The organism is Actinomadura sp. J1-007 (assembly GCF_009793335.1).
Lineage (GTDB): Bacteria > Actinomycetota > Actinomycetes > Streptosporangiales > Streptosporangiaceae > Spirillospora > Spirillospora yumaensis.
Map to the genome: position 1 here is coordinate 6533752 of NZ_WING01000001.1, position 25902 is coordinate 6559653.

17 protein-coding genes are annotated in these 25902 nt (G+C 75.5%); 14 read left to right on the plus strand and 3 right to left on the minus strand.

Features of this window, described 5'->3' with window-relative positions:
* Positions 1 to 390 precede the first annotated feature (390 nt).
* The 9 genes from GEV43_RS51335 to GEV43_RS29720 all read left to right on the plus strand — a co-directional run bounded on the left by GEV43_RS51335 (position 391) and on the right by GEV43_RS29720 (position 12443).
* The gene (locus GEV43_RS51335; RefSeq protein WP_160823497.1) at positions 391 to 858 is read left to right on the plus strand and encodes a hypothetical protein; all 468 of its coding nucleotides are present in this window, start codon (positions 391 to 393) and stop codon (positions 856 to 858) included.
* The gene (gene lanL / locus GEV43_RS29695) at positions 789 to 3314 is read left to right on the plus strand and encodes a class IV lanthionine synthetase LanL (protein WP_160823498.1); all 2526 of its coding nucleotides are present in this window, start codon (positions 789 to 791) and stop codon (positions 3312 to 3314) included. The genes GEV43_RS51335 and lanL overlap by 70 nt, the downstream gene beginning before the upstream one ends.
* Complete coding sequence (locus GEV43_RS29700) at positions 3311 to 5272, plus strand: S9 family peptidase (protein ID WP_160823499.1); 1962 nt, start codon at positions 3311 to 3313, stop codon at positions 5270 to 5272. The genes lanL and GEV43_RS29700 overlap by 4 nt, the downstream gene beginning before the upstream one ends.
* A 3-nt stretch (positions 5273 to 5275) precedes the next feature.
* Complete coding sequence (locus GEV43_RS47000; RefSeq protein WP_164717214.1) at positions 5276 to 5428, plus strand: VenA family class IV lanthipeptide; 153 nt, start codon at positions 5276 to 5278, stop codon at positions 5426 to 5428.
* 393 nt (positions 5429 to 5821) lie between these two features.
* A complete protein-coding gene (gene lanKC / locus GEV43_RS29705; protein WP_160823500.1) occupies positions 5822 to 8467 on the plus strand; it encodes a class III lanthionine synthetase LanKC in 2646 nt (881 codons plus the stop codon).
* Between the two features lie 7 nt (positions 8468 to 8474).
* Entirely contained in the window at positions 8475 to 8606 is a 132-nt protein-coding gene (locus GEV43_RS29710; protein WP_160823501.1) for a SapB/AmfS family lanthipeptide, read from the plus strand.
* A 191-nt stretch (positions 8607 to 8797) separates the two neighbouring features.
* Positions 8798 to 9739 carry an ABC transporter transmembrane domain-containing protein gene (locus GEV43_RS51340; protein WP_241683090.1) on the plus strand — a complete coding sequence of 314 codons (942 nt, stop codon included), beginning with the start codon at positions 8798 to 8800 and terminating at the stop codon, positions 9737 to 9739.
* 2 nt (positions 9740 to 9741) lie between these two features.
* Entirely contained in the window at positions 9742 to 10467 is a 726-nt protein-coding gene (locus GEV43_RS51345; RefSeq protein ID WP_309240052.1) for an ATP-binding cassette domain-containing protein, read from the plus strand.
* Positions 10464 to 12443 (plus strand): ABC transporter ATP-binding protein, encoded by a 1980-nt coding sequence (locus GEV43_RS29720; protein WP_160823502.1) that lies wholly within the window; start codon positions 10464 to 10466, stop codon positions 12441 to 12443. Before GEV43_RS51345 ends, GEV43_RS29720 begins: the two co-directional genes overlap by 4 nt.
* A 41-nt stretch (positions 12444 to 12484) precedes the next feature.
* Here GEV43_RS29720 and GEV43_RS29725 read toward each other — a convergent pair whose 3' ends face one another.
* Positions 12485 to 13135 carry a response regulator transcription factor gene (locus GEV43_RS29725; protein WP_160823503.1) on the minus strand — a complete coding sequence of 217 codons (651 nt, stop codon included), beginning with the start codon at positions 13133 to 13135 and terminating at the stop codon, positions 12485 to 12487.
* Positions 13136 to 13802: 667 nt separating this feature from the next.
* Positions 13803 to 16646 carry a BTAD domain-containing putative transcriptional regulator gene (locus GEV43_RS29730; RefSeq protein WP_160823504.1) on the minus strand — a complete coding sequence of 948 codons (2844 nt, stop codon included), beginning with the start codon at positions 16644 to 16646 and terminating at the stop codon, positions 13803 to 13805.
* 262 nt (positions 16647 to 16908) lie between these two features.
* Here GEV43_RS29730 and GEV43_RS29735 point away from each other — a divergent pair, with 262 nt between their 5' ends.
* The 5 genes from GEV43_RS29735 (at position 16909) to GEV43_RS29755 (ending at position 23853) form a co-directional block, all read left to right on the plus strand.
* Positions 16909 to 19698, plus strand: coding sequence for a LuxR family transcriptional regulator (locus tag GEV43_RS29735; protein ID WP_160823505.1), 2790 nt, complete (start codon positions 16909 to 16911; stop codon positions 19696 to 19698).
* A gap of 89 nt (positions 19699 to 19787) precedes the next feature.
* A complete protein-coding gene (locus GEV43_RS29740; RefSeq protein ID WP_160823506.1) occupies positions 19788 to 20045 on the plus strand; it encodes a hypothetical protein in 258 nt (85 codons plus the stop codon).
* A gap of 149 nt (positions 20046 to 20194) precedes the next feature.
* Positions 20195 to 20527, plus strand: coding sequence for a DUF2795 domain-containing protein (locus GEV43_RS29745; protein WP_160823507.1), 333 nt, complete (start codon positions 20195 to 20197; stop codon positions 20525 to 20527).
* Between the two features lie 164 nt (positions 20528 to 20691).
* Positions 20692 to 21261 (plus strand): TetR/AcrR family transcriptional regulator, encoded by a 570-nt coding sequence (locus tag GEV43_RS29750; RefSeq protein ID WP_160823508.1) that lies wholly within the window; start codon positions 20692 to 20694, stop codon positions 21259 to 21261.
* A 63-nt stretch (positions 21262 to 21324) separates the two neighbouring features.
* Positions 21325 to 23853 carry an MFS transporter gene (locus GEV43_RS29755; RefSeq protein WP_160823509.1) on the plus strand — a complete coding sequence of 843 codons (2529 nt, stop codon included), beginning with the start codon at positions 21325 to 21327 and terminating at the stop codon, positions 23851 to 23853.
* Positions 23854 to 23887: 34 nt separating this feature from the next.
* Here the strand turns inward: GEV43_RS29755 and GEV43_RS29760 are convergent, their stop codons facing one another.
* Positions 23888 to 25534, minus strand: coding sequence for an amidohydrolase (locus GEV43_RS29760; RefSeq protein ID WP_160823510.1), 1647 nt, complete (start codon positions 25532 to 25534; stop codon positions 23888 to 23890).
* Between the last annotated feature and the right edge of the window lie 368 nt (positions 25535 to 25902).

Below are 25902 nucleotides of genomic sequence, written 5' to 3' on the forward strand. Positions count from 1 at the left end.
AGGCCGCCGTCCCCGTCCGGCGCGACGGGGTATCCGCGGCCTCGATCGACGGCGGGGCCCGGTGGCGGCGGATCTCCAGGGCCGGAACCCATGCGTACCTTACGCCCTAAAAAGGACACAAAGGGTTTCTCTGGCAATTGCCTTGAGCGCGGATATCTTTGGCGCGCCTTGTCGCGAAGGACAGGTAATTGGGGACTGGTGCCCAAAGTGACTCTGTGGTTATCGTGTCCTGGGTTGAGAACGGCAGGCCGGAACGGCCGGAAAGCGCCGTTGGTAGATCTTTTTCAGCGATGGCAGGGCCGTGGTACCCGTGAGGCGGAAAGCTTAATGGCTGATTTCAATTTCAGTGTCTTCGCGACGCCGACGGAACGCGACGCCGATGACGGGAGATTGGCCGACGTCCTCCGCGGCGCGCTCGGCGACTCCGAGGCGTGGCGCTGGAGCGGCGGCGGGATGTGGTGCTCGGTCGCCCCGGTCGGCTCGTCCCGCCGGGCCCAGGGGTGGAAGCTGCACGTGTCGGCGACGCCGGGCTCGGCGGCGGAGGTGCTGGCCCGCTCGCTCCCGGTCCTGCTCAGCGGCCGTTCGGCGTTCAAGTTCGCCGCCTCGCTCGCCCACGTCGAGCTGCTGAACGCCCGCAACACCTCGCGCGGCCACTCGGGCAAGTTCATCACCGTCTACCCCGACAGCGACGAGGAGGCCGTCCGGCTCGCGCGGGAACTGCACGACGCGACCGCCGGGCTGCCCGGCCCCGCATTCTCTCCGACCGCCCTTACCTGCCCCGGAGCCTCGTGCACTATCGGTACGGCGCGTTCGTCGAGGAGCGCAGGCTCACCAATGACGGCTTCTACGTATGGGTGATCGTCGATCCGGACGGCAACCTCGTGGAGGACCGGCGGAGCGGCGCCTATTCCGCGCCGCCCTGGGCGGTCTGCCCATTTCCCGAATACACGCCGGAACGCCCCGGCCGGACCGAGGGTGGCGCCGTGGTGATCGGCGGCCGGTTCCAGGTCGCCGAGGCGATCCGCCATTTGAACAAGGGCAGCGTTTACCGGGCCGTCGACCTGGAGACCGGCGATGTGGCCGTCGTCAAGGAGGCGCGGCCCCACGTGGCCGCCGACCTCGCCGGCCGCGACGCCCGCGACCGGCTCCGCGCCGAGGCGCGCGCCCTGGAGGCGCTCGCGCACCTCGGGGTGGCGCCGCGCCCGATCAGGCTGTTCGAGCAGGGCGGCCACCTGTTCCTCGCCGAGGAGAGCATCCCCGGCACGACCCTGCACGCGTGGGTGGACGACCTGATCGTGACGGACGGCTGGGGCGGCCACCTGCCCCGGGCGTACGAGATGGCCCACCGCCTCGCGTCCCTGGTGGTCCGCGCCCACGACGCCGGGCTCCTCCTGCGCGACTTCAACCCCCACAACGTCATGGTGCGCCCGGACGGCCGCCCCGTCCTGATCGACCTGGAGTTCGCGGTGCGCGCCGGCGACCCCGCGGAGGACCCGCCCGCGCGCGTCGGCACGCCCGGCTACGCCGCGCCCGAGCAGTTCGCGGGCTGCGTGCCGTCCGCGGCGGCCGACCACTACGGCCTCGGCGCGTCCCTGTGCTACCTGTTCACCGGCGGCCCGCCCTTCCTGCTTGAGGAAGAGCCCGCGGCGCGCCCGGCGTCCGACCGGCTCGCCGAGTGGCTGGCGGCCCGCACGGACGGACTCGACATCCCGCCCGGCCTCACCGAGCTGCTCCTCGGGCTGATGGCCGAGGAGCCCGGCGACCGCTGGTCCGCGTCGCGGGCCCGCGACGCCCTGGCCGAACTGCCGGCGCCGCGGCTCGGCAGGGCCGTCCGGAAGCGCCCCGACGGGCCGGACCGGGTCCGCGAGCGGTGCGAGGCGGCCGTCGAAGGGATCACCGGCTACCTCGTCGCCTCGATGGAGCCCGGCTCCCCCGAACGCCTCTGGCCCCTGTCGTGCGCGCACGGGGCGCCCGACCCGTGCTGCGTCCAGCACGGCGCCGCCGGCCCGCTCGCCGTCCTCGCCCGCTGCTACGAGCTCACCGGCGACCCGCGCGTCCCGGACGCCGTCGCCACCGCCGGCCGGTGGATCGCGCGACGGCTCGACGCGGGCGTGTCCCGTCCCGCCGGCCTGTACTTCGGCACGGCGGGCACCGCGTGGTCCCTGCTGGAGGCGGGACGCGCGATCACCGACGACGCCCTGGTGGAGAAGGCCCTCGCGGTGGCGCGCGCGCTTCCGGCGTCCGTCCCCAACCCGGACGTCACGCACGGCACCTCGGGCCTCGGCATCACCGCCCTGCACCTGTGGGCGCGCACCGGCGACCCCGCGTTCGCCGAACGGGCCGTGGCGTCCGCCGAGGCGCTCGTCGCGTCCGCCGACGAGCGGGCGGGCGACATCGGCTGGGCGACGCCCGCCGAGTACGAGTCCAAGCTCGCCGGCAAGCGCTACTACGGGTTCGCGCACGGCATCGCGGGCGTCGGCTACTTCCTCCTCGCGTGCGCGCGGGCGACCGGCCGGGCCGACTTCCTCGCGCTCGCCGGCCGCGTGGGCGAGACGCTGCTCAGCCGCGCCGTCACCGACGGCGACATCGCGCGGTGGGGCGCCGGAACGGGCGATCCGCTCACCGCGCCCTACTGGTGCCACGGCGCGTCGGGCATCGCGGCCTTCCTCGTCCGGCTGCACGAGACGACCGGCGACGAGCGCTTCGCCGAGCTCGCCGACCGGTCCGCGCGGGCCGTCGCCGGCGCGGCGTGGCGCCCGTCCCTCGGCCAGTGCCACGGCCTCGCGGGCAACGGCGACCTCCTCCTCGACCTGGTCGAGGCGACCGGCGACGAACGGCACGAGGCGGCGGCGTGGCGGCTGGCCCGCGTCATCGTCGCCAACCGCGCGGAGCGCGACGGGCACCTGGTGTTCCCCAACGAGCCCGGCGTCCCGTCGGCGTCCTGGGGCGACGGCATGAGCGGCGTCCTCGCGTTCCTGCTGCGGCTGCTGCACGGCTCGCCCCGGCTCTGGATGGCCGACGACATCCCCCTCGTCCGCACCGGCGCGTCCGGCCAGGCCCAGAGCGAGGCCGGAGGCGACGGCGACGGCGCGCCGCCCGCCGACCTGGCCGCCGCCGTCCCCGGTCCGGCGACCGCCCCCCACCCTCCGAACGGACCCGATCCCGTACCGGCGAACGGACCGGCGCCCGCCCACGACCCCGCGCCCGCGCGGGGCCCGGCCGCGGCGCACGGTCCGGCGGCCGGCCCCGTCCCCGCCCCGGCGCGGGACGCGGCGGCCGGGCCCGGTCCGGCATCGGGGGCGCGTAGACGATGACGGCGCGCGCGTCCGGCCTCCCGCCCATCCCCAGCCGCTTCGGGTTCGGCTTCTCGTACGACGGCCGCTGGGCGACCTGCCTGCGCGCCGTGCGCGACGACGTCGCGCTGGAGCGCTGGGACCTGGCCCGCCGCCCGGAGCCGTCCGTCGAGACGATCGACGCGGGGCCCGTCGACCGCCGGTGCAGCGCGGTGCCGCTGGACGACGGCGGCGTCGCGATCGTACGGCCGGCGGACGGCAAGGGGGAGCTCGTCCTCGCGCCGTCGCCGTACGAGGACCCCCAGGACGTCCGGTCGTGGGAGGCGTCGCCCGTGCTCGCCGGGTACCCGCTCGCGGGGCCGGGCCCGGAGCAGAAGGTGCTCCTGGTCGCCATGGAGGACCCGGAGCGCTCGCGCATCTGGCGCCTCGCCGAGTCGCGGACGCACCTGGAACCCGTCCTGCTCGTGCCCGGCTCGCTGTCCGGAGGCGTCTGGCTGGACGGCGGGCGGCTGCTCGCCTTCGACCACGCCGCCGCCGGGCGCCGCACCGACGGGATCATCGTCGACCTCGACGCGCGGTCCTGGCGGCGCGCCTGGTCGGTGGCCGAGACGAGCGACGACCGGATCGCCGCCTACAGCCCGTGCTCGCGGCACCTCGCGGTCACCACCACCGCGACCGGCGCCGACCGGATCGGGCTGCGGCTCGCGGGCACCGGCCCGGTCCGGTTCCCCGAGACCCTGAACGCCTCGGCGCATCCGCGCACGCCGCTGACCTTCGACGACAGCGGGAGCCGCCTGCTGATCCACGAGGTGCGCGGCGCCGCGTCCCGGCTGCTGGTCTACACGCCCGCCGACGACGTCCTCGAACCGGTCCCCGGACCGCCCGGCACGCTCTGGCCGCCGGCGTCCTGGACGCGGGAGCGCATCCACATCCGCTTCTCCGCCCCGCACCAGCCGCCGACGCTCGCCACCATCCAGCCCGAGCCCGCCGCGGCGCCCGGCCCCGCCCGTCCGGGCGCGCGCCCGGGCGAGGGGCGGAAGCGGTGGCTGGTGAAGGCGCACGCGGGCGACCGCGACGCGGGCTGGAGGCCCGCCGAACTGGTCGAGCTGGCGGGTCCCGCCGGGCTGATCGAGGCGGTCGTGTACGGCGGCGACGGCTGGCGGCGGGCGCGCCGCCTCGTCGTGGCGCTGCACGGCGGGCCGCTGTCGGCGTGGCGGTTCGAGTTCGATCCGCTCCTGCAACGGCTCGCGGCGGCCGGCGCCGCCGTGGTCGCGCCGAACTACCGCGGCAGCACCGGCTACGGCATGGCGCACCTGCGGCCGGTCATCGGCGACTGGGGCGGGCCCGACCTCGACGACGTCATGCACCTGGCGCGGGAGATCAACGTGCTCAGGGGCGACGGGCTGGAGCGCCCCGTGCTGCTCGGCGCCAGCTACGGCGCGTACCTGGCGCTGCTCGCGGCGGGTTTCGCGCCCGCGCTGTGGTCGCGGTGCGCGGCGCTCGCGCCGTTCACGTCGCCGTCGAGCCTGTACCGGGAGGCCGGGCCGGTCGTCCGCGACCGGGTGGGCCGCCTGACCGGCCTCGACCGCGCCGGCGGCGGGGCCGCCGGCAACGGGCGCAACGGCGAAGGCCGGGGCGGCGACGGGCGCGCGGGCGACGGGCGCGCGGGCGACGGGCGCGGCGGCGCGCACCGCGCGGAACGCGACGTCCTCGGCGTGTGCGGCAACTGGGACGCGCCGGTGCTGGTCGTGCACGGGACGCGGGACGAGGTCGTCCCGGTGGAGCAGTCCCGCGCGCTGCGGCGCCGGCTCCTCGAACTCGGCAGGACGGGAGGCCCCGGCTTCGACTACCTCGAAGTCGACGAGGACCACCAGAACGTGGTCCAGGCGTGGCCGGACGTCCTCCGCGAGACGGTGGCCCGCTTCTGCCTCGGCACGGAGCGGGTCCCCGAACCCCGACCACAGCACGAGAGGAGGTGAACCATGGACGCTTTCGAAGGCGACCTCGTGGCCGCGCTGCAGGAGCTCCCGGAGACCGACCCCGTCGAGCTCGACGGAATCCAGCTCGGCGGTACGTGTCAGTGCACAGGGATCCTGACACTGCTGAACACGATCTGCGTGGGCGTCACCTGCTGACCGGCAGGCTGACGAACGTCCCACCGGCCGTCTAGCGAGGCCGCAGGACGCCGGTCACGGACCGGACACCACCCGGTCCGTGACCGGACGCACACGCAGCCTAACGGAGCGCCCCGGCCGCGGGCGCGGTTCCGAGAGCGCGGCGACGACGGCGCGCGGCCCGTCGCCCCCCGGAACCCCCGTGAACCCCCGCGAACCCCCGTTGACCCCGGGAAACCCTGCGGAAACCGGCGAGCGCGTCGCCGCCGCCGGGCCGCCCGCCGCCCGGCCCGGCGGTGTGAAATCCACCAGACCACCGGTGGAATGTGCACACCAGAGAACTGAGTTTTCGACTTGGCTTTTTCGTGATCATCCACAATCCTCTTTTCCAGTGGCGGACGAGAGGAAAATCGAGTGGACGAGTACGAGCCGTACTGCCTCGCCGACTTGTTCTTTTACGACAAGCTCGACCAGCAGCAGACCGACCTCTCGGATTTCTCCCTCGTGGCCCGCCCCGTGCCGACCGGATGGGAGCGGCACGAGAGCGACACGTGGATGTACTACGGGCCGGCCGAGGGCGAGCCGCTGCCCGGCCAGGGCTGGAAGATCCACGTCTCGGCCCGGCTGGACGACGCGGAGCGCGCCCTCCGGGCGACCTGGGAGTACTGCGTGCCGCGCGGCATCTCGTTCAAGTACCTGCGCGGCCAGGCCACCCTGCTCATGTACAACGCCAAGACCGCCTCGCGCGGCGCGAGCGGCAAGCTCATCACCATTTACCCGCGCGACGAGAACGAGCTCGAACTCGTCCTCAAAGATCTGAACGAACTGCTGGCCGGCGTCCAGGGCCCGTACATTCTCAGCGATCTGCGCTATTTCGATGGACCGCTTTTCGTCCGCTACGGCGGTTTCGCGGAACGGCGCTGCGTCGGCAAGGACGGCGAACTCGTCCTCGCCATCGAGAACGAGCACGGCGAGCTGGTCCCGGACGTGCGGGGCTCCACGTTCGCCGTCCCCGAGTGGATCTCCCTGCCGGAGTTCCTCGGGCCCCACCTCGCCGCCCGCAACGCCGTCACCACCACCGGCCTGCCGTACCGGATCGAGAGCGTCCTGCACTTCTCCAACGGCGGCGGCGTCTACCTCGGCAGGGACGAGCGCGGCGGCGAGCGGGTCGTGCTCAAGGAGGCCCGCCCGCACGCCGGGCTGGACGCGGTCGGCCGCGACGCGGTGACGCGCCTGACCCACGAGCGCGACATCCTGGAACGGCTCGCCGGCCTCGACGTGGTGCCGGCCCTGCTCGACTACTTCACCCTCGGGGAGCACCACTTCCTGGTCGAGGAGTTCGTCGACGGCAACCCGCTCCAGCGGCGGCTCGTGCAGCGCTTCCCGCTCACCCGGGCCGACTGCGGCGAGGAGGAGCTCGCCGACTACACCCGCTGGGCGCTGGACACGCACCGCAAGGTCGAGGACGCCGTCCGCCTCCTGCACGAGCGCGACGTCGTGTTCGGCGACCTGCATCCGGACAACATCCTCATCACCGACGAGGGCCGCGTCTGCCTCATCGACTTCGAGGTCGCGATGCGGGCCGCCGACAACGCCCGCACCACCCTCGCCAACCCGGCGTACTCCGCGCCGCGCGACCGGGGCGGCGTGGACGTCGACCGGTACGCGCTCGCCTGCCTGAAGCTGTGCCTGTTCGCGCCGCAGACCACGATCCCGCTGCTGATGCACCGGCCGAAGGTCACCCACCTCGCCGCGCTGATCGCCGAGACCTTCCCGGTGCCGCGGGCGTCCCTGGACGAGGCGGTCGCGACGATCCTCGGCCCGGAGCCCGGCCCCGACCCGTCCCCGGTCACGGCGCTGCCGCTGCCGGGCGCCGCGCCCTGGCCGGACGTCCGCGACGCGATGCACCGCGCGGTCCTGGCCGCCGCGACGCCCGGACGGGACGACCGGCTGTTCCCCGGGGACGTCGCGCAGTTCGCGACCGGCGGCGGCCTCAACATCGCCTACGGCGCCGCGGGCGTGCTGTACGCGCTCGCGGAGACCGGCGCGGAGACCGCCCCCGAGCACGCCGGCTGGCTGGCCGAACGCGCCCTGCGTCCCGCCGCCGGCACGCCGCTCGGCTTCTACGAGGGCCTGCACGGCGTGGCGTACGTGCTGGACCGCATGGACCGCCGCGCCGAGGCCCTCGACCTCGTCGGCATCTGCCTGCGCGAGGACTGGGAGCGGCTCGGCACGAACCTGTTCTCCGGCCTGTCCGGCATCGGGCTGAATCTGCTGCACCTCGGGGAGGCGACCGGCGAGAGCGCCCTCACCGACGCCGCCGCGCGCACGGTCGAGCTGTGCGCCGAACGGCTCGGCGGGCCCGACGACGTCCCCGAGCTGAGCGGCGGCGACAACCCCAGGGCGGGCCTGATGTACGGCTCGTCCGGCCCGGCGCTGCTGTTCCTGCACGCCTACGAGCGCTCCGGCGACGCGGCCCTGCTGGACCTGGCCGCCGACGCGATCCGCCAGGACCTGCGCCGCTGCAAGCACGCCGAGGACGGCTCGCTCCAGGTCAACCAGGGATGGCGGCTGCTGCCGTACCTCGACGAGGGCTCGGTGGGCATCGGGCTCGTCATCGCGCGCTACCTGGCGCACCGTCCGGACGAGGCGTTCGCACGGGCGCGGGACGAGCTTCGCCGGGTGGCGGCCTCCCGCTTCTTCGTCCAGTCGGGCCTGTTCACGGGCCGCGCCGGGATCGTCGCCGCGCTCGCCACGGGCCTGCGCGAGCCCGGCGACCCACTGACCGGCGAGCAGGCGCGCGGCCTGCGCTGGCACGCGATGCCGTACGAGGGCGGGCTCGCGTTCACCGGCGACCAGCTCCTGCGCCTGTCCATGGACTTCGCCACCGGCACCGCGGGCGTCCTGCTCGCCCTCGGGGCCGCGTTCGACGAGGGAAGCCCTTCCCTCCCCTTTTTCGGACCGTCCGGCGCTGCGGCGGGAGGGGCCCTCGCGGGAACCCCTGCCGGCCGCGACCGCGCCGGTCGGCCGGTCCGTTCCGAGCCCCGGAAGGAGGTGTAACGACATCATGGTGCTTCTTGACCTGCAGGGCCTTCAGGCTCCCGAGGCGAGCGGTGCGGCGAGTGGTGGCAGCGGCCTGACCGTTCTCACGTGCGGCTCGCACAAGCCGAGCAACCTGAGCGTCGCGCTCTGCCACTGAGCGGCGACCTGACCAAGTCCTGGGCGGCCGCCCCTGAGGGCCGCCCAGGACCTTGGTCGTCCGGGGCCCGGAACCGGGTTCCGGACCCCTTGAACCTTGAGAACGCCGCGACTGAGGAGGACGGACGTGCGCGCTGCCGATCGCGTCGTCGCGCGCGCCGTCCGGCAGGGGGGACCTGGTCGGTCGCGCTGATGCTGAGCGTGGTCGGCGGCGCGGTGCTGCAACTGCTGTTCCCGTACGTGCTCGGCCGCGCGATCGACGCCCTGGCGGACGGCGCGTCCGTCGGGAACGGCTGGTTCGCCGCCTGCGCGCTCGTCGTGGCGGGGGTGGTGGCCGCCGAGGTGCTCGGCGTCTGGGCCGGAGGCGTCACGGGCGCGCGGTCGGCCGGGCGCCTGCGCCGGACGCTGGTCGGGCGCGTGCTCGGCGCGGGCCCGGCGATGACGCGCCGCTTCGGCGAGGGCGACCTCGTCACCCGGATCGGGATGAACGCCGAGGAGGTCGGCCACGCGCCCGACGCGCTCGCGAGCACCGCCGCGCTGCTGATCCCCACGGTGGGCGGCCTGGTCGCGCTCGTGCTGATCGACCCGTGGCTGGCGCTGGCCCTGGTCGCGGGGCTCGTGCTGATCACTCTGGTGCTGCGGGCGTTCCTGCGCGACACGACCGCGATCGCCGGCGACTACCAGGCGGCGCAGGGCGACATCGCGGCCCGCTTCACCGAGTCGCTCGCCGGCGTCCGCACGATCGCGGCGGCGGGCACGGCGGACCTGGAGGCCCGCCGGGTGCTCGCCCCGCTGCCCCGGCTGCGCGCCCACGGGCTGCGGCTCTGGCGGGCGAACGCCCGCGCCGGGGTCCAGGCCGGGCTGGTCATCCCGCTGCTGGAGGTCGTGGTGCTCGCCGTCGGCGGGTGGCGGCTCGGCTCGGGCGACCTCACCGTGGGGAGCTGTACGCGGCGGCCCGCTACGCGGTGCTGGGCGCCGGGATGTCCGCCGCGTTCGGCCGGGTCGGGCAGCTCGCGCGGGCGCGCGCGGCGGCGGACCGCGTCGCCGCGCTGCTGGACGAGCCCGCGGTCGCCCACGGCTCCCGCCCTCTGCCGTCCGGCCGGGGCACCCTGGAGTTCCGCGGTGTGGGCCTGACGGTGCCCGGCCACGAGGGGCTGGACGGCATCGCGTTCACCGTCCCGGGCGGCACGTCGGCCGCGCTCGTCGGGCTCTCGGGCAGCGGCAAGTCGCTCCTCGCGGCGCTCGCGGGACGGCTCGCGGACCCCGACCGGGGCGAGGTCCTCCTGGACGGCGTGCCGCTGCCCGAACTGCCGCGCGCCGAACTCCGGCGCGCCGTCGGGTACGCCTTCGAGCGGCCGGAACTGGTCGGCGGCACCGTCGCCGACGCGATCGCGCTCGGCCGCCCCATGGACGACGGGACGGTGCGCACGGCGGCGCGGCTCGCCTGCGCCGACGAGTTCGTCCGGCGGCTGCCCGGCGGCTACGGCACCGCCCTGGCCGACGCCCCGATGTCGGGCGGGGAGCGGCAGCGGCTCGGCCTCGCCCGCGCCATCGCGCACGGCGAGCGCCTGCTGGTGCTGGACGACGCCACGTCCAGCCTGGACACCGTCACCGAACGCCAGGTCGGCGCCGCCCTCACCGGCGAGCTGGGCGGACGGACCCGCCTCATCGTCGCGCACCGGATCAACACCGCCCTGCGCGCCGACCGGGTGATCTGGCTGGAGGACGGCCGGGTCCGCGCGCACGGACCCCACGAGACCCTCTGGCGCGACCCCGGGTACCGGGCCCTGTTCCAGCCGCCCGCCGCCGAGCCCGCACCGGCCGCCGCGGGGCCGCGGGGCTCCCGGGGAGGCACCGGATGAGGCATCCGATCGTCTCGCTCGTGCTCGGCTCGCTGCTGGGGCGGCCGAAGGCGCTGCTGCGCATCGGCGCGTGGTCGGTGCTGGAGGCCGCGCCCGCGTTCGTCATCGGCCTCGCCATCGCGCGGGCGATCGAGGGATTCGGCGCGGACCGCCCCGGGACGGGCCTCGCCTGGCTCGCCGCGCTCGGCGCGGTCTGGCTGCTCGCGGCGCTCGGCGCCCGGCAGGTCGTGCTGGCCGTCGCCGCGGTGGTCGAGCCGTTCCGCGACCGCCTGCTGAACGGCCTGGTCACCGGCACGCTGCGGCGCGCCGCGGCCACGGGCCGCCCGCCGGGGGCCGCCGCGGTCGCCCGCGTCAACCTCCAGGTGGAGGTGGCCAGGGACGCCCTCGCCGCGGTCGTCACGGTGGTGCGGTCGTTCGCGTTCACGGCGCTCAGCGTCACGCTCGGCCTGCTGACGCTGGCGCCGCGGCTGCTGCCGCTCGTCCTGCCGCCGTTCCTGATCGGGCTGGCGCTGTTCGCGGCGTCGCTGCCGGCGCTCGCCCGCGCCCAGCGGGCGTTCCTGGAGGCCGACGAACGGACCGCCACCGCCGCCGGGGAGCTGGTCGGCGGGCTGCGCGACATCGTCTCCTGCGGCGCCGAGTCCCGCGCGGGCGCGGCCACGCTCGAACGCGTCGAGGAGCAGGCCGCCGCGGGCGGCGCCCTCGCCCGGCTGACCGCCGTCCGCACCATCGCGCTCGCGGTGGGCGGATGGCTGCCGGTCGTCCTCGTCCTCGCCGGGACGCCGTGGCTGGCGCGCCACGGCGTCGGCCCCGCCGTCGTGGTCGGCGCGCTCGCCTACCTGACCCAGTCGCTCGTCCCGGCGTTCAACGGCCTGGTGGAAGGGGTGGGCGTGAGCGCCGTCCGCCTCGGGGCAGCGCTCGCCCGCATCACCGAGACCGCAGGCTGGGACGAAACCCCGGCCCCCGGGCCAGAGCCAGCCCCCGCCCCCGAGCGAGACGCCGCGCCCGCCGCCAGGCGAGATGCCGGGACGGACGCCGCGCCCGCCACCGCGTCCGCGTCCGCCTCCGGGCGAGACGCCGCGCCTGCCGCCGCGTCCACCGCCGGGCCGGGCGCCGCGCCCGCCCCTGCGCCCGCCTCCGGGCGAGATGCCGCGCCAGGTGCCGTGCCCGCCGCCGCGCTCGCCAGCGGGCGGGATGCCGCGGCTGCCTTCGGGCGCGCTGGCGGGACGGGCGTTGTTGAGACGGACGGTGGGCCGATGGTGCGGCTTGATCGGGTGAGCTTTGCGTACGGGCCGTACGCCGCGCCTGTCGTGGACGAGCTGAGCTTGACCGTTCCGCCGGGTGACCACCTCGCCGTCGTCGGGCCGAGCGGGATCGGCAAGTCCACCCTGGCGGCCCTGATCGCCGGCACGCTCGCGCCCACGGGCGGGGAGGTCCTGGTCGGCGGCGTGCCGGCCGGTCGGCTCGCCCCGTCGGCACGCGTCCTGATCCCGCAGGAGGCGTACGTGTTCCGAGGGAGCCTGCTGGAGAACCTGACTTATCTCGCGGACGTGCCCGTCCCTGCGGTGGAGGAGGCGATGGACGCCGTCGGCGGGGCCGGTCTCGCGCGCCGACTCGGGGGCCCGGACGCCGACCTCGACCCGCGGACCCTGTCCGCCGGGGAGCGCCAGCTCATCGCCCTCACCCGCGCCTACCTGGCGCCGTCCGCCCTGGTCATCCTGGACGAGGCGACCTGCCATCTCGACCCGGCGGCGGAGGCGCGGGCCGAGGAGGCGTTCGCCCGCCGCCCCGGCACGCTGATCGTCGTCGCGCACCGGGTCAGCTCGGCCCTGCGCGCGCGCCGCGTCCTGCTCATGGACGGCGCGCGCACGCACCTCGGCACGCACGGCGACCTGCTGCGCACCGCGCCGCTGTACGCCGACCTGGTGGGGCACTGGAACCCGCCGGACCGGGCCCCCGAACGCCAGCCCGCGCCGTGACCGGGGACCAGGGCCGCGGCGGCGGGGCGGTGGGCCGCTGATCAGCGGCGCAGCGGCCGGCTCCGGCGGACGGCGTCGACGGAGTGGCGCAGCCAGCCGTGCTCGGTGGCGATGGTGACCGCCTCCACGCGGGTGCGCGCGTGGAGCTTGGTGAGGACGCGGGCCACGTAGTTGCGCACGGTGCCGGTCGACAGCACGAGCTGCTCGGCGATCTCGGGCACCGTCGCGCCGTCCGCCACCGCCTCCAGGACGTCCAGCTCGCGCGGGGTGAGGGGGCTGCGCGCCGCGCCGATCTCGGCGAAGGCGAGCTCGGCGTCGATGACCCGCTCGCCCCTCGCCACGCGGCGGATCGCGTCGGTCAGCTCGCTCGGGGAGGTGTCGGTCAGGACGTAGCCCGCCGCGTCGGCGCCGACCGCCCGCCGCAGGTCGCCGGTGCGCCGCCGGTCGGCCATGACGATGACCGCGCACTCGGGGGCGACGCCCCGCAGGGCGCGCGTCGCGGCGATCCCGTCCATGTCGGCGAGGTCGATGTCGATCAGCGCGACCTCGGGGTGGACGCGCCCTCCGGCGGCCACCAGCTTGCTTCCGCAGTCGACCGTTTCGGCGACGACGATGTCGGGTTCGTCCTCCAAGAGGGCGGCCAGGCCGCTGCGGAAGAGCTGAGCGTCCTCCGCGATCAGAACGTGAATCACATTCGCCTTCCTGTGATCACTGGGAACGGTAGGGCAACAGACGCCAATACCGCGGGTCGTTCTCCGGGCGTGTTCGCTCACAGGAAGCGCATGCTGTGATTAGGGATGACCATAATTACACCTTAACTGGGCTGAGTCCGGGTGCTGCCACTCAGGGTGAATGAATTTCGCCAGGGAGTCAAATGGGACGGCTCGCCGCGTTCCGGTGGAAAGGTTTACGCCCGTCCCACGCGACTCTAGAGCGGTCCAAAGAAAGAGCGGCAGGCGTGCGCCCCTGCCAGTCAATGCGCGTGAGAATCGCCGGGCCGATATCGGCCATCCAGGTGTGGAACGGAGAAGTCCTTACCGGGTTTAGGTGCGGTGGGATATTGCGCGAATTCCGCGCATCCCTTCGAGGGAACGCGGCCGCGTGTCGGGCAGGTTTCGGTCCCTATTTGTTACTCGCCGGTTGCAATAGCCCGCCCGGCGAAAGCCGCGGCCCCGTTCCGCGGCCCCACGGGCGGACGGCGGAACGAGCCGTCCGGATTCGGTCAGCGCACGACGGCCTGGAAGTCGCCGCGGTCGCGGTGCCGGCGCCACAGCGGCTCGGCGACCTTCAACGGCTCGTGCAGGAGGCCCGGCCCGAGCGGCCGTGCGCGTGGCGTGGCGTTCGCTCGGCGCGGGGCGGTCAGTCGTCCAGGGCGAGCGCGATGGGGTCGCGACTGGTGAAGCCCTGCCCGAAGGCGGTGGCGTAGGCGTCCTCGCCGAGGGCGCGGCGCACCGGGCGGTCGGTCTCGCGGTGCGCCTGCTCGAACGGGCCGTACAGCGCGACGCCGAAGGAGTGCCTGAGCCGCGCGGCGGCGCCGAAGAGGCGCGCGGCGCGGCGGGGCTCGCCGATCGCCGAGAAGTTCCAGGCGAGCAGCTCGACGCCCCAAGTGGGCAGCCAGGTGTCGTCCAGGGCGCGCTGGCGGGCGATCGCGTCGCGCAGCAGCTCGGTGGCCCGGTGCGGGTCGCCGTGGCGAAGCTCCGCGAGGCCGAGGCCCCACAGCGCCCACGAGTGGATCCAGCGCCCTCCGTGCTCCGTCGCCTCGGCCATGTAGACATCGCCGACGCGCATGCAGGTGGCGCGGTCGCCGAGGAACGCGGCGGCCATGCTCCACACCATCGTCGCCTGGTGGGCCTCGCCGGTCAGGCCCGCGCCGCGGAACGCGTCGCGGGCGCGGGCCAGCAGCGGGATGGAGGAGGGGTCGCCCAGCGCGAGGAGCGCGTGCGCGCCTTCGGCCAGTGCGGCGATCGCCGTCGCGGTGGAGCCGTCGTGGGCGGTGGTGCGGCACGCCTCCGCCCACCGTCCGGCGGACGGCCCGTCGCCCTGGCAGAGCGCCAGCCAGTTGAGGATGCCCGCGGCGGCGGCCCGCAGCTCCGGCGGCGCGCCCGGCTGGAGCGCCAGCATGGTCTCCAGCCAGTGCCGCCCCTCGCCCGGCGTGGCGTTGAACAGCCAGGTGTGCGCGCGGCCGAGCTCGACGGCGAGGCGCAGCCCGTCCGCCGCCTCGCCCGGCTCGGTGACGCAGAACTCCAGCGCGGCGCGCAGGTTGGGCAGCTCGCCGCGGATCCGCGCGAGCCACTCGTGGTCGTCCGGCCCGCACCACTCCATCGCGGCGCGCGAGGCGAGGGCGAGGTAGTGGTCGCGGTGCCGCGCCCTCAGCTCCGCCTCCCGGCCGAGGTCGCGCAGGCGCTCGCGGCCGTACTGGCGGATGGTCTCCAGGACCCGGTAGCGGGTGCTGCTCCCGCCCGTGTCGGCCGACAGGATGGACTTGCGGACGAGCCCGCTCAGGTCGTCGAGCACCGCGTGCCGTGCGGCCCCGTCCCCGCTCGCGTGCCCGTTCCCGGGCTCGGCGCCGTCGCGGCAGACGGTCTCCGCCGCGGCCAGGTCGAACCCGCCGGAGAACACCGACAGCCGGGCCCACAGCGCGCGTTCCCGCTCGGTGCACAGGTCGTGGCTCCACTCGACCACGCCCCGTAACGTGCGCTGCGCGTCCCCGTGGCCGCTCAGCAGGTGGAACCGGTCGTCGACCCGTTCGAGGATCTGGGCGGGGGAGAGCGTGTCGAGCCGCACCGCGGCCAGCTCGATCGCGAGGGGGACGCCGTCGAGCCGGCGGCAGAGCTGCTCGACGGTGTCGCGGTTGCCGCCGGTGATCTGGAAGTCGGGGGCGGACGCGGCGCCCCGTTCGGCGAACAGCCGCACCGCCTCCGCGCCGTCCAGCGGCGGAACGGGCAGGACGTGCTCGCCGGGCAGGCCGAGCCGCTGCCGGCTCGTGGTCAGCACCTTCAGCCCGGCGACCGCCCGCAGCAGCGCCCCGGCCAGCGCCGTGACCGCCTCGACCATGTGCTCGCAGTTGTCGAGCACGAGCAGCAGCCGCCTGCCGCGCAGCCGGTCGACCAGGACCTCCAGGCCGGAACGGGCGGAACGGTCGCGGATCTCCAGCGCCTCCGCGACCGCCAGCTCCAGCAGGCCCGGCTCGGTGAGCGAGGACAGGTCGGCCAGCCACACGCCGTCGGGGAACGCCCCGGCCTCGCGCGCGGCCGACCGCAGCGCCAGGCGGGTCTTGCCGACCCCGCCGACCCCCGTCAGCGTGACCAGCCGGGCGGTCTCCAGCAGGCGGGCCGTGCGCGCGAGCTGCGGTTCGCGGCCGACGAACGTGGTCATCTCAGCTGGCAGGTTGCCGGGTCCCCAGGCGTCGCCGGGCGGGCCGGGGGCGCCGTGCCCGCCGGCCGCGGGGCCGGGCCCGTCCGGACGGTCGAGGGCGGGGTCGGCGACCAGCAGCCGCCGGTGCAGCTCCCGCAGCTCCGGCCCGGGGTCGACGCCGAGCTCGTCGGCGAGCAGGGCGCCGACCTCGGCGTAGCACCGCAGCGCCTCGCCCTGGCGGCCCGAACGGTACAGCGCCACCATGAGGCGGCCCCAGAACCGTTCCCGCAGCGGGTGCGAGCCGGTGAGCCTGCGCAGCTCCGGGAGGACGTCCGCGTGCAGGCCGAGCGCGAGGTCGGCGTCGATCCGCAGCTCCACCGCGCGCAGGCGGCGCTCGGTCAGGACCGGGTCCATCTCCCGCCGCAGCGACTCGGAGCCGAGGTCGGAGAGCGGCTGCCCGCGCCACAGCTCCAGCGCCTCGCGCAGCAGCGCCGCGGTCTCGCGCGGCTCCGCGGCGGCCCTGGCGCGCTCCACCAGCGCGTCGAAGCGGTGCAGGTCGAGCGCGCCCTCTTCGACCGTCATCAGGTAGCCGCGCGGGTGCGACAGCAGCGGGCACGGCTCGCCGAGCCGCCGCCGTACGCGCAGCACGTAGTTCTTCACGGCGTTGCGCGCGCCGCCCGGAGGGTCGTCGCCCCACAGCCTCGCCACCAGGGTCTCCACCGGGACGACGCGGTTGGCGTCGAACAGCAGCGCGGCGATCAGGGCGCGGTGCTTCGGGGCGCTGACGGTCATGGGCACGCCGTCGGAGAGCACCTCCAGGGGGCCCAGCACCTTGAACTCGAACGCCACCGCCCCATCGTTCCACGACGCGGCGTGACCGGTGCGATACCGAGAGGTGACCGGCCGGGGAGAGGGTGTTGGTGACCGCCTGGACCGGGCCGAGCAGGCGGGGCCGTACGGACGGCCCGTCCGATGGGGATCGGGCGCGGGGAACGGGGAGTGCGGCGGGGCGCGCGACGCGCGCCGCGCGTCGGCCCGCGGAACCTTGACTGACTCTGTGCCGGCCGGGGGCCGGTTGGGCTGTGCGGCACACGGATGTGAAGGAGTGGTCGTGAAACCCCTCAGCGGACGAGAGCAGGCCGTCGAGCAGCTCGAACGGCTCCTGCGCGAGGCGGCGCAGGGCAGGTGCGTCTTCGCGGCGATCAGCGGGGCCGCCACGATCGGGAAGAGCGAGCTGCTGCGGCACTTGGAGGAGTTCGCCGCCGAGTCCGGCGTCACCGTGCTGCGCGCGCGGCCGTCCGGCAAGGAACCGGTGCCGTACGGGATCGTGGACGACCTGCTCGGCCCGGAGAGCGCCCTGCTCCCGCCCGGCGGGGGCGCGGGGCCCGACTTCGCGGCGGCCCGCGAACGGCACCGTTCCCTCGACCGACTGGCCGAGCGGGGGCCCGTACTGATCAGCCTGGACGACGCCCATCTCGGTGACGCCGAGTCGCTGCGCTGGCTGCGGCGGCTCGGTGACCGGCTCGCCGCGAGCCCGGTCGCCGTGGCGTTCACCTGGGAGCCCCGGCTCGACCGCAGGATGCCGTCCGCCCTCCGCGAGATCGTCTACCAGCCGAACACGCGGCGGATCCACCTGGAGGGCCTCACCCGCGAGGGCGTCGCCCGGATGCTGGCCGCCGGTCCCGAGCCCGCGCCGTCCCGCCGCCACGCGGCGGCCTGGCACGCGATCACCGGCGGCAACCCGTTCCTGGTCCGCGCCCTCCAGCGCGACCACGCCGACCTCCGCGCCTCCGCGCCGCGCGACGGCACCCCGGGGGAGCCGCCGGGCGAGGACGGGCCCGTCGCGGGGAACGGGTTCCGCCACGCCGTCCTGGTGTGCCTGCACCGTCTGGAACCGCTGGAGGTGGACGTCTGCCGGAGCCTCGCGCTGCTGGACGTCGCGTCCGGCCCCGGTACGCCGCCGGAGGCCGGTGATCCCACGATGCTCGCGCGGCTCTTCGACGTGAGCGAGAAGGCGGTGGGCGAGGTCATCGCGAAGCTGACGTCGCTCGGGCTGCTGGACGGCGCCCGGTTCCGGCATCGCGCCGTACGCGACGCCGTGGCCGAGAGCGTCACGGCGGACGAGGAGACCGAGCTGCGCTACCGGGCCGCCCGCCTGCTGTACGAGGCGGGGACGCCGGCCGTGGCCACCGCGCGGCAGCTCCTCAAGGTGGGACCGCAGCGGCAGGGGTGGGCGGTACGGCTCCTCACCGAGGCCGCCGCGCACGCGCTGGACGGCGACGTGCCGTTCGCGATCGAGTGCCTGGAGCTCGCCCGCGAGTGCTGCACGGACGCCGCGGAGGCCGGGGCCCTCCGGGCGAGGCTGGCCGGCCTCAACTCGATGCTGGACCCGGCCCATTCCGCGTCCCGGTTCCTCGCGCTCAAGGAGGAGGTGCTCGCGGGCGCGCTGGGCCCGCGGCACGTCCCGCCGATCGCGCGGGCCCTGCTGTGGAACCTCCGGTTCGACGAGGCGGCCGAGGTCGTCGGGCACGCCGCCGCGGCCGGAGCCGCCGCGGAACCCGGCCTGCGGGGCGTCCGCCTGACCGCGGCGGTCAGCTTCCCCGACCTGCTCGCCCGCCTCGGCGCCGCCGTCCCGCCGGACGTCCCGGACCCGGACGACCCGCGCCTCCCCGACGCCGCCGACCTTCCGCCGGAGCTCCGCGCCGCGCGCGGCCTGCGCGCCGTCCTGGCCCGCGCCGGGGACGAGCACACCGTCGCGCGGATGGAGCAGATCCTCCAGAACGAGAGCCTGCCCCGGTCCTCGTTCTGCGTCGTCGAGCCCGCGATCCTCGGCCTCGTCTACTCCGACGAGTCGGCGTCCGCCTCCGGGTGGTGCGAGCGCTTCCTCGCCGACGCGGAACGCCTCGGGCTGACGGCGTGGCGCGCGGTGCTCGGCGGGCCGGCGGCGCTCGCCTCCCTGCGCCGGGGGATGCCGCTCCGCGCGGCCGAGGAGGCGCGCGCCACCCTCGCCCTCCTTCCCGAACGGGAGCTGGGGCCCTGCGCGGGCCTCACGCTGGCCACCCTCGCCGAGGCGTACACCGCGCTCGGCGAGACCGCGAAGGCCGCCGAGTGCTTCGCCGGGCCCGCGCCGTCCGCCCTGTTCCAGACCCGCGCCGGGCTGCACTACCTGTTCGCGCGCGGCAGGCACCTGCTCGCGGCGGGCCGCCCGCACGCCGCGCTGGCGGACTTCACGACCTGCGGCGAGCTGATGGAACGGTGGGACATGGACACGCCCGCGCTCGTTCCCTGGCGGACGGGCGCGGCCGAAGCCTGGCTGCTGCTCGGGGACGCCGACCGCGCCCGCGGCCTGCTGAAGGACGAGCTGTCCCTCGCCGAGGGCCTGTCTCCGCGCGCGCACGGCATCGCGCTGCGCCGGCTCGCCGCCGTCCACGACCCGCGCGAGCGGCCGGTGCTCCTCGAACGCTCGCTGCGCTCCCTCCAGGCGGGCGGGGACCGGTACGAGATGGCGGGGGCGTTCGGGGAGCTGGCCGACGCCTACCGCGCGCTCGGCGACGGCACCAAGGCCCGCGTCGCCGGACGCCGCGCGCGGCAGATCGCGGACCACCGCCGCCGGGACGCGCCGTTCCCCGCGCCGCGCACGGACCTCGCGCCCTGGACGCGGGACGCGAGGCCGCGCCGCGCCGAACGCGGCCAGGACGCCCTCGCCAAGCTCAGCCGTTCGGAACGCCCCGTCGCGGTCCTCGCCGCCCAGGGGCTCACCAACCGGGAGATCGCGGGCAGGCTGTTCGTCACCATGAGCACGGTCGAGCAGCACCTGACGCGGATCTACCGCAAGCTGGGCATCCGCAGCCGCGACCAGCTCCCCGTGGACCTGCCCGCCCACCCCGCGCCCGCCGCCTGACCCCGCCTCCAGGGGAACCAGGGCGGTCGAATGGTGGGGGTTTGGGTGGGTATGACGGGGTGGAACGTGGATCAGAGGCAGGGGGAGTCATGGTCCGCAAGAAGATGGAAGGGAACGAGGAGCAGCGCCGGAAGGCGGCCCGCGAGGCCAGAGCGGCGGGAACGACGCCGAGCGCCCGCAACGCCACGACCGGCGCGTCCAAGCAGCCTCACACGCTGCCGAAGCACGACCCGCACCACCACGTGCAACGGCTCGACAGCATCCACAGGGGCAAGCAGCAGGACGAGTCGCCGAGCCCGAAGCCGGGCTACGGCGAGCCCGCCTCCAAGAGGCGCCGCGAAAGCTGATCCGCCCCACACTCGTGCCGTACGCAGGAGACCGGCGCCGCCACGCCCGACGGCGGGCGGACCCGGTCCCTCCGCGGACGCCGCCCCGGCCCGGCCCAACGCCGGCGGCCGGGCGGCGGCGTCCCGGCGACTGAGGAAGAGGATGATCCATGAAGATCGCGAGCACTCGCCAGGTCGAGGACCTGCTGGACGACCTCGACTTCCCGGCGAGCAAGCAGGAGATCGTCGACCACGCGGGCCGGCGGGGGTCCGGCACGAGAGGCGAGAAGGCCCTCGCCGCGCTCCCGCTCGGGGAGTACGGCAATCTCGACGAGGTGCTGAGATCCGTTCCGCTGGACCCGGCGCCCGACCGCAGCGCCTCGGAACGCGACCGCCAGAGGCTCCACCACCGCAAGCCGGGCCTCGCCGAGCACATGCGCGAGACCGAGCCTCCGCCCATCGAGGAGGAGCTGCGCGACGAGCCCGGGGACAGGTGGCGCTGACTGTGACCGCACCGTCCCGTCCTCTGCGAAACGCTTGCGTTTCGCTGGAGCGTGCCATAGCTTCGGGCGGGTAATCGTCCGGATGCGCTGAGTGCGGGGGGTCATGGAGAACGACGTGGTGACGTCCGCCCGATGAGGGCGGGGAGACCGGGGACCCCGGGGCGGTGCGCCGCACGCGGCTGACGCCGGAGCGCGAGGGCGAGCTCTACGAGGCCGTTCTCGACCTGCTGCGGGAGGCCGGGTACGACTCGCTGACCATGGAGGCCGTGGCGGCCCGGTCGCGGTCGAGCAAGGCGACCCTCTACCGCCAGTGGAGGACCAAGCCGCAGCTCGTCGCGGCGGCCCTGCGCCACGCCAAGCCGTTCACCCTGGACGACCTGGACACCGGGACGCTGGCCGGCGACCTGTACGAGATGGCCCGCCGGGCCGGTGAGGGCAAGAAGGACCTGGCCCTCGTCCGCGCCGTGGCCCCGGCCGTACGGCACGACCCCGACCTGGCCGACGCCATGCGCAAGGCCCTGGTCGAGCCCGAACTGGAAGTGATGCGCGCGATCCTCGGGCGCGCGGCCGCGCGGGGTGAGATCCCCGCGGACTCCCCGGCCCGCGAGTTCCTGCCGCACATGTGGGCCGGGGCGATGTTCGCCCGCCCGCTCGTCGAGCAGCGGGAGCCCGACACCGAGTACCTCCGGCGCTACCTGGACGCCGTCGTCCTGCCCGCGCTGACACGCGAATAAGCCGCCGGCCGTCCCGCCGACCCGGACGCCGGCCACCATCTGCCGTTCCCTGGAGGGACCCTCATGTCAACAAGTGCCGTCGGCGATCGCGTCGACACGGCCTCGCCGGCCGGCACGCGGACCGGCGGGGAGGCGCCCCGGCCGTCCGCCCGCCGCTGGTGGGCGCTGGCCGCCATCGGGCTCGCCCAGCTCATGGTGGTGCTGGACGCCACCATCGTGAACATCGCCCTGCCGTCGGCCCAGCACGAGCTCGGCTTCGACAACGACGGCCGGCAGTGGATCGTGACCGCCTACTCGCTCGCGTTCGGCAGCCTGCTGCTGCTCGGCGGGCGCCTCGCCGACCTGTTCGGCCGCAGGACGACGTTCCTGATCGGGCTGGTCGGGTTCGCGGCGGCGTCCGCGCTCGGCGGGGCGGCGAGCGGGTTCACGATGCTCGTCGCGGCGCGCGCGTTGCAGGGCGTGTTCGGGGCGCTCCTCGCGCCGTCCGCGCTGTCGCTGCTGACCACGACCTTCACCGACCCGAGGGAGCGGTCGAAGGCGTTCGGCATCTTCGGCGCGATCGCCGGCACCGGCGGCGCCATCGGCCTGCTGCTCGGCGGGCTGCTCACCGAGCACCTCGACTGGCGCTGGACGCTGTACGTCAACGACATCATCGCCGTCGCCGCGGTGATCGGAGCCGTCGCGTTCCTCAGCAGGCAGCCTCCGACGCAGCGGCCGAAGCTCGACGTCCTCGGCACCGTGCTCGTCGCGACCGGCCTGTTCGGCGTCGTCTTCGGGTTCGCCAACGCCGAGACCCACGCGTGGGACGACTGGCGGTGCTGGGCGTTCCTCGCCGCGGGCGGCGTGCTGCTGGTGCTGTTCGCGCTGTGGCAGCTCAAGGCGAGCCACCCGCTGCTGCCGCTGCGCGTGCTCGCCGACCGCAACCGCGCCGCCTCGTACCTGAGCGTGTTCATCACGGGCACGGGCATGTTCGCGATCTTCCTGTTCCTGACGTACTACCTCCAGCAGACGATGGGCTACTCGCCGGTCAGGACGGGCCTGGCGTTCCTGCCGATGATCGGCGCGCTGATGGTCACCGCGCAGGTGACGACCAACGTGCTGCTCCCGCGGCTCGGCCCGAAGCTGCTCGTCCCCGCCGGGATGGTGATCGCCGGGGGCGGCCTGGTCTGGCTGACCAGGCTCGGCCTGGACAGCGGCTACAACGCGCAGGTCCTGCCCGCGCTGCTGGCGCTCGGCGTCGGCATCGGCACGATGATGCCGACCGCGATGAGCCTGGCGACGCTCGGCGTCGCGGGCCACGACCAGGGCGTGGCCTCGGCCATGGTCAACACCATGCAGCAGATCGGCGGCTCGATCGGCACGGCGCTGTTCAACACGCTGGCCGCGACCGCCGCCACCGGCTACGCCAAGGACCACGCCGGGATGGAGCGGCTGGCCGAGCACGCCACCGTCCACAGCTACCAGACGGCGTTCTGGTGGGCGGCCGGGTTCTTCGCCGCGGGACTCGTCGTCGCGGTCCTGCTGTACCGGCGGGGACGGCCGTTCGCCCACGCCCACACCCCGCAGCACGCCGCCACCGCGAAGCAGGACGCGCCCGCCGCGAAGCCGGACGAGCCCGCCCCGACGCAGCCGGACGGTGTCCCCGTGCCGCAGGACGCGTCGGCGCCGGACGGTGTGACGGCCTACCAGACGCCCGCCGTGCAGGACACCCGCCCGGCGGCCCCCGCCATGGCGAACGCGCCGGCGGCTCCGCAGGCCCAGGGCGCGGCGGACGAGGCGCGGACGGCCGGTCCCGCGCTGTACGGCCGGGTCCTGACCGGCGGAGACGTCCCGGTGCCCGGCGCCGCCGTCACCCTGATCGACTCGACCGGACGCCAGCTCGGCCGCACCGTCACGGGCGGGGACGGCGCGTACGTCCTGCGCGCTCCGAGCGCCGGGACGGCCGGGAGCGGCGGGCCGTACGTGCTCGTCGGCTCGGCGGCCGGCCACCAGCCGCAGGTCGCGACGCTCGACCTCGGCGCCGCCCCGCTCGGCTTCGACCTGACCCTCGGCGGGACGGGCGAGCTGACCGGGACGGTGCGCGCGGCGGGCGCGCCGCTGCCCGGCGCGGTGGTGGTGGCGACCGACCAGCAGGGCGAGGTCGTCGGCTCCGCCACCACCGGCCCGGACGGCGTGTACCGGCTGCGCGGTCTCGCGCCGGGCCCGTACACGCTGGCCGTCAGCGCCGCGGGGCACCGGCCGCTGGCCGAACCCGTCGCCGTGGAGGGCGGCGCCGAGACCATGCGCGACGCCGACCTCCAGCCCGTCGCGGCGGTCTCCGGAACGGTGCGGGGCCCCTCCGGCGAGCCGCTCAAGCACGCCCGGGTCACGCTCCTGGACTCCGCGGGCGAGCTGCTCGCCCAGAACGTCACCGGCTCCGACGGCGCGTACTCGTTCACGGGCCTGGAGGGCGGCGACTACACGGTGCTGGCCAGCGGGTACGCGCCCGTGAGCGCGACCGTCATGGTCTCCGGCCCCGGCCGCGAGGACCTCGACCTCACGCTCGGCAACGGGGCGGGGCCCGGCGCCGCCGCACCCTGGAGCACCTCCTAGCGCGGCGCGCGGCGCGCGGCGCCCGGCGGACCGTTCAGGCGTCGGGCGCCGTGTGGACCCTGACCCCGTCCACGTAGGTCAGGGCGACGCGGGTGTCGCCGACGGCCTCGGGCGGCCCGGCGAACGGGTCGCGGTCCAGGACGACGAGGTCGGCGCGGTTGCCGGGGCGCAGGCTGCCGGTGTCGTCGAGGTGGTTCACGTACGCGGCCCCGGCCGTGTAGGCGGCGAGGGCCGCGGTCAGGTCTAGGGCCTGGGCGGGCAGGAACGGCTCGGCGGACGCGCCGGGAGCGACGCGGTTGACGGCGACATGGGCGCCCGCGAGCGGGTCGGGGCTGCTGACCGGCCAGTCGCTTCCGGCCGCCAGCGTCGCCCCGGCGCGCAGCAGGTCGCCGAACGGGTACTGCCACGCCGACCGTTCGGGACCGAGGAACGGGATCGTCAGCTCGTCCATCTGCGGTTCGTGGACGGCCCACAGCGGCTGGATGTTGGCTGTAGCGCCGAGCATCCGGAAGCGCGGGACGTCGTCGGGGTGGACGACCTGGAGATGCGCCAGGTGGGGGCGGGTGTCCCGCCACCCGTTGGCGGCCCGCGCGGCCTGGACCGCGTCCAGCGCCTCGCGCACCGCGCGGTCGCCGAGCGCGTGGAAGTGGACCTGGAAGCCCAGCGCGTCCAGCGCCGTGACGTGCTCTCTCAGCGCCGCCGGGTCGACGTGGCTGATCCCGGCGTTGGCGGTGGCGCGGCCGCGGGCGTCGAGGTACGGGGCCGTCATCGCGGCGGTGAAGTTCTCCGCGATGCCGTCCTGCATGATCTTGACGGTGCCGCAGCGGAGCCGCCCGACGGTCAGGCGCTCGCGCCGTTCCACCAGGTCGGGGAGCTGCTCGGCGCCCCGGCCCCGGGACCACCACAGCGCGCCGACGACCGTCGCGGTGAGCGACCCGTCGCGGGCGGCGGCCAGGTACGCGCCGGAGATGTCCGGGTAGCCGTCGCTTCCCGCGACCAGCGCGTCCTGCCACGCCGTGATCCCGAGCCCGTGCAGCAGGGCCTGGGCGCGCAGCAGCCCGGCGAGCCGCTCCTCCTCGGTCGCGGGCGGGACGAGGTCGCCGACGAGCGCCATCGCGCCCTCCTGGAGCAGCCCGGCGGGCGCTCCGGACGGGTCGCGCTCGATGCGCCCGCCGGACGGGTCGGGGGTGGCGGCGGTGATCCCGGCCAGCTCCAGCGCCCGGCCGTTCACCCATGCCGCGTGGTGGTCGCGGTCCATCAGGAAGACCGGCCGGTCGGGCACCACCGCGTCCAGGGCGGCCCGCGTCGGCACGCCGCGCTCGAAGCTCTCCCGCGACCAGCCCGCCCCGGTGATCCACTCCTTCCCGGGGTGCGCGCCGGCGTACGCGCGGATCAGGCGGGAGTACTCGCGCGCGTCGGTCGTCCCGGTCAGGTCGCACGTCTCCAGCTCCATCCCGCCCATGACGGCGTGGACGTGCGCGTCCTGGAACCCCGGAAGCAGCGGCCGCCCCCGCAGATCGACCACCTCCGTACGCGGCCCGACCAGCTCCCTCGGGTCGCCGTGGCCCACCGCGACGATGCGCCCGTCCCGCACGGCCAGAGACCCGGCCCGCGAACGGGCGGGGTCCATCGTCATGACGGGACCGCCGGTGAACAGCAGATCAGCGGGCGCGTGGCTCATACGCTCCACCCCAGCAGGACCGCTCGGCGCGGGCAAGCACCGCGCGTTGTCCGTCCACGGCCGCCGTCCGGAGGGCTCGCGCACCGCCGATCCAGAAATCTTGCAGCGGCCAAAGTAGATATTCCGGAAGGCATGGGGTATCGTTCCTGCCATCGAAGAGAGACAAGTCCATGAGTCGCGGCAGAGGACGAACTGCCCGAGCAGATGGGCGGCGCGAGCCGGACGTGCCGGGGCCGACGCAGTGCAAGGGGCTCTGGCAGACGGACCGCGTCCGGGCGGCCGAGAGGCCGCCGACGTGAAGGAAGTCCGGCCGTACGGGTCGGAGAGACGGTGTTGTACATCAGGGGCCCCGGCGCCGCGGTCTGGCG

Bases quoted from the DNA above. Each gene is read 5' to 3' on its own strand.
- GEV43_RS29700 (WP_160823499.1), top strand. From the start codon at position 3,311: ATGACGGCGCGCGCGTCCGGCCTCCCGCCCATCCCCAGCCGCTTCGGG.
- GEV43_RS47000 (WP_164717214.1), top strand. From the start codon at position 5,276: ATGGACGCTTTCGAAGGCGACCTCGTGGCCGCGCTGCAGGAGCTCCCG.
- GEV43_RS29710 (WP_160823501.1), top strand. From the start codon at position 8,475: ATGGTGCTTCTTGACCTGCAGGGCCTTCAGGCTCCCGAGGCGAGCGGT.
- GEV43_RS51340 (WP_241683090.1), top strand. From the start codon at position 8,798: ATGCTGAGCGTGGTCGGCGGCGCGGTGCTGCAACTGCTGTTCCCGTAC.
- GEV43_RS29720 (WP_160823502.1), top strand. From the start codon at position 10,464: ATGAGGCATCCGATCGTCTCGCTCGTGCTCGGCTCGCTGCTGGGGCGG.
- GEV43_RS29740 (WP_160823506.1), top strand. From the start codon at position 19,788: ATGGTCCGCAAGAAGATGGAAGGGAACGAGGAGCAGCGCCGGAAGGCG.
- GEV43_RS29745 (WP_160823507.1), top strand. From the start codon at position 20,195: ATGAAGATCGCGAGCACTCGCCAGGTCGAGGACCTGCTGGACGACCTC.
- GEV43_RS29755 (WP_160823509.1), top strand. From the start codon at position 21,325: ATGTCAACAAGTGCCGTCGGCGATCGCGTCGACACGGCCTCGCCGGCC.
- GEV43_RS29760 (WP_160823510.1), bottom strand. From the start codon at position 25,534: ATGAGCCACGCGCCCGCTGATCTGCTGTTCACCGGCGGTCCCGTCATG.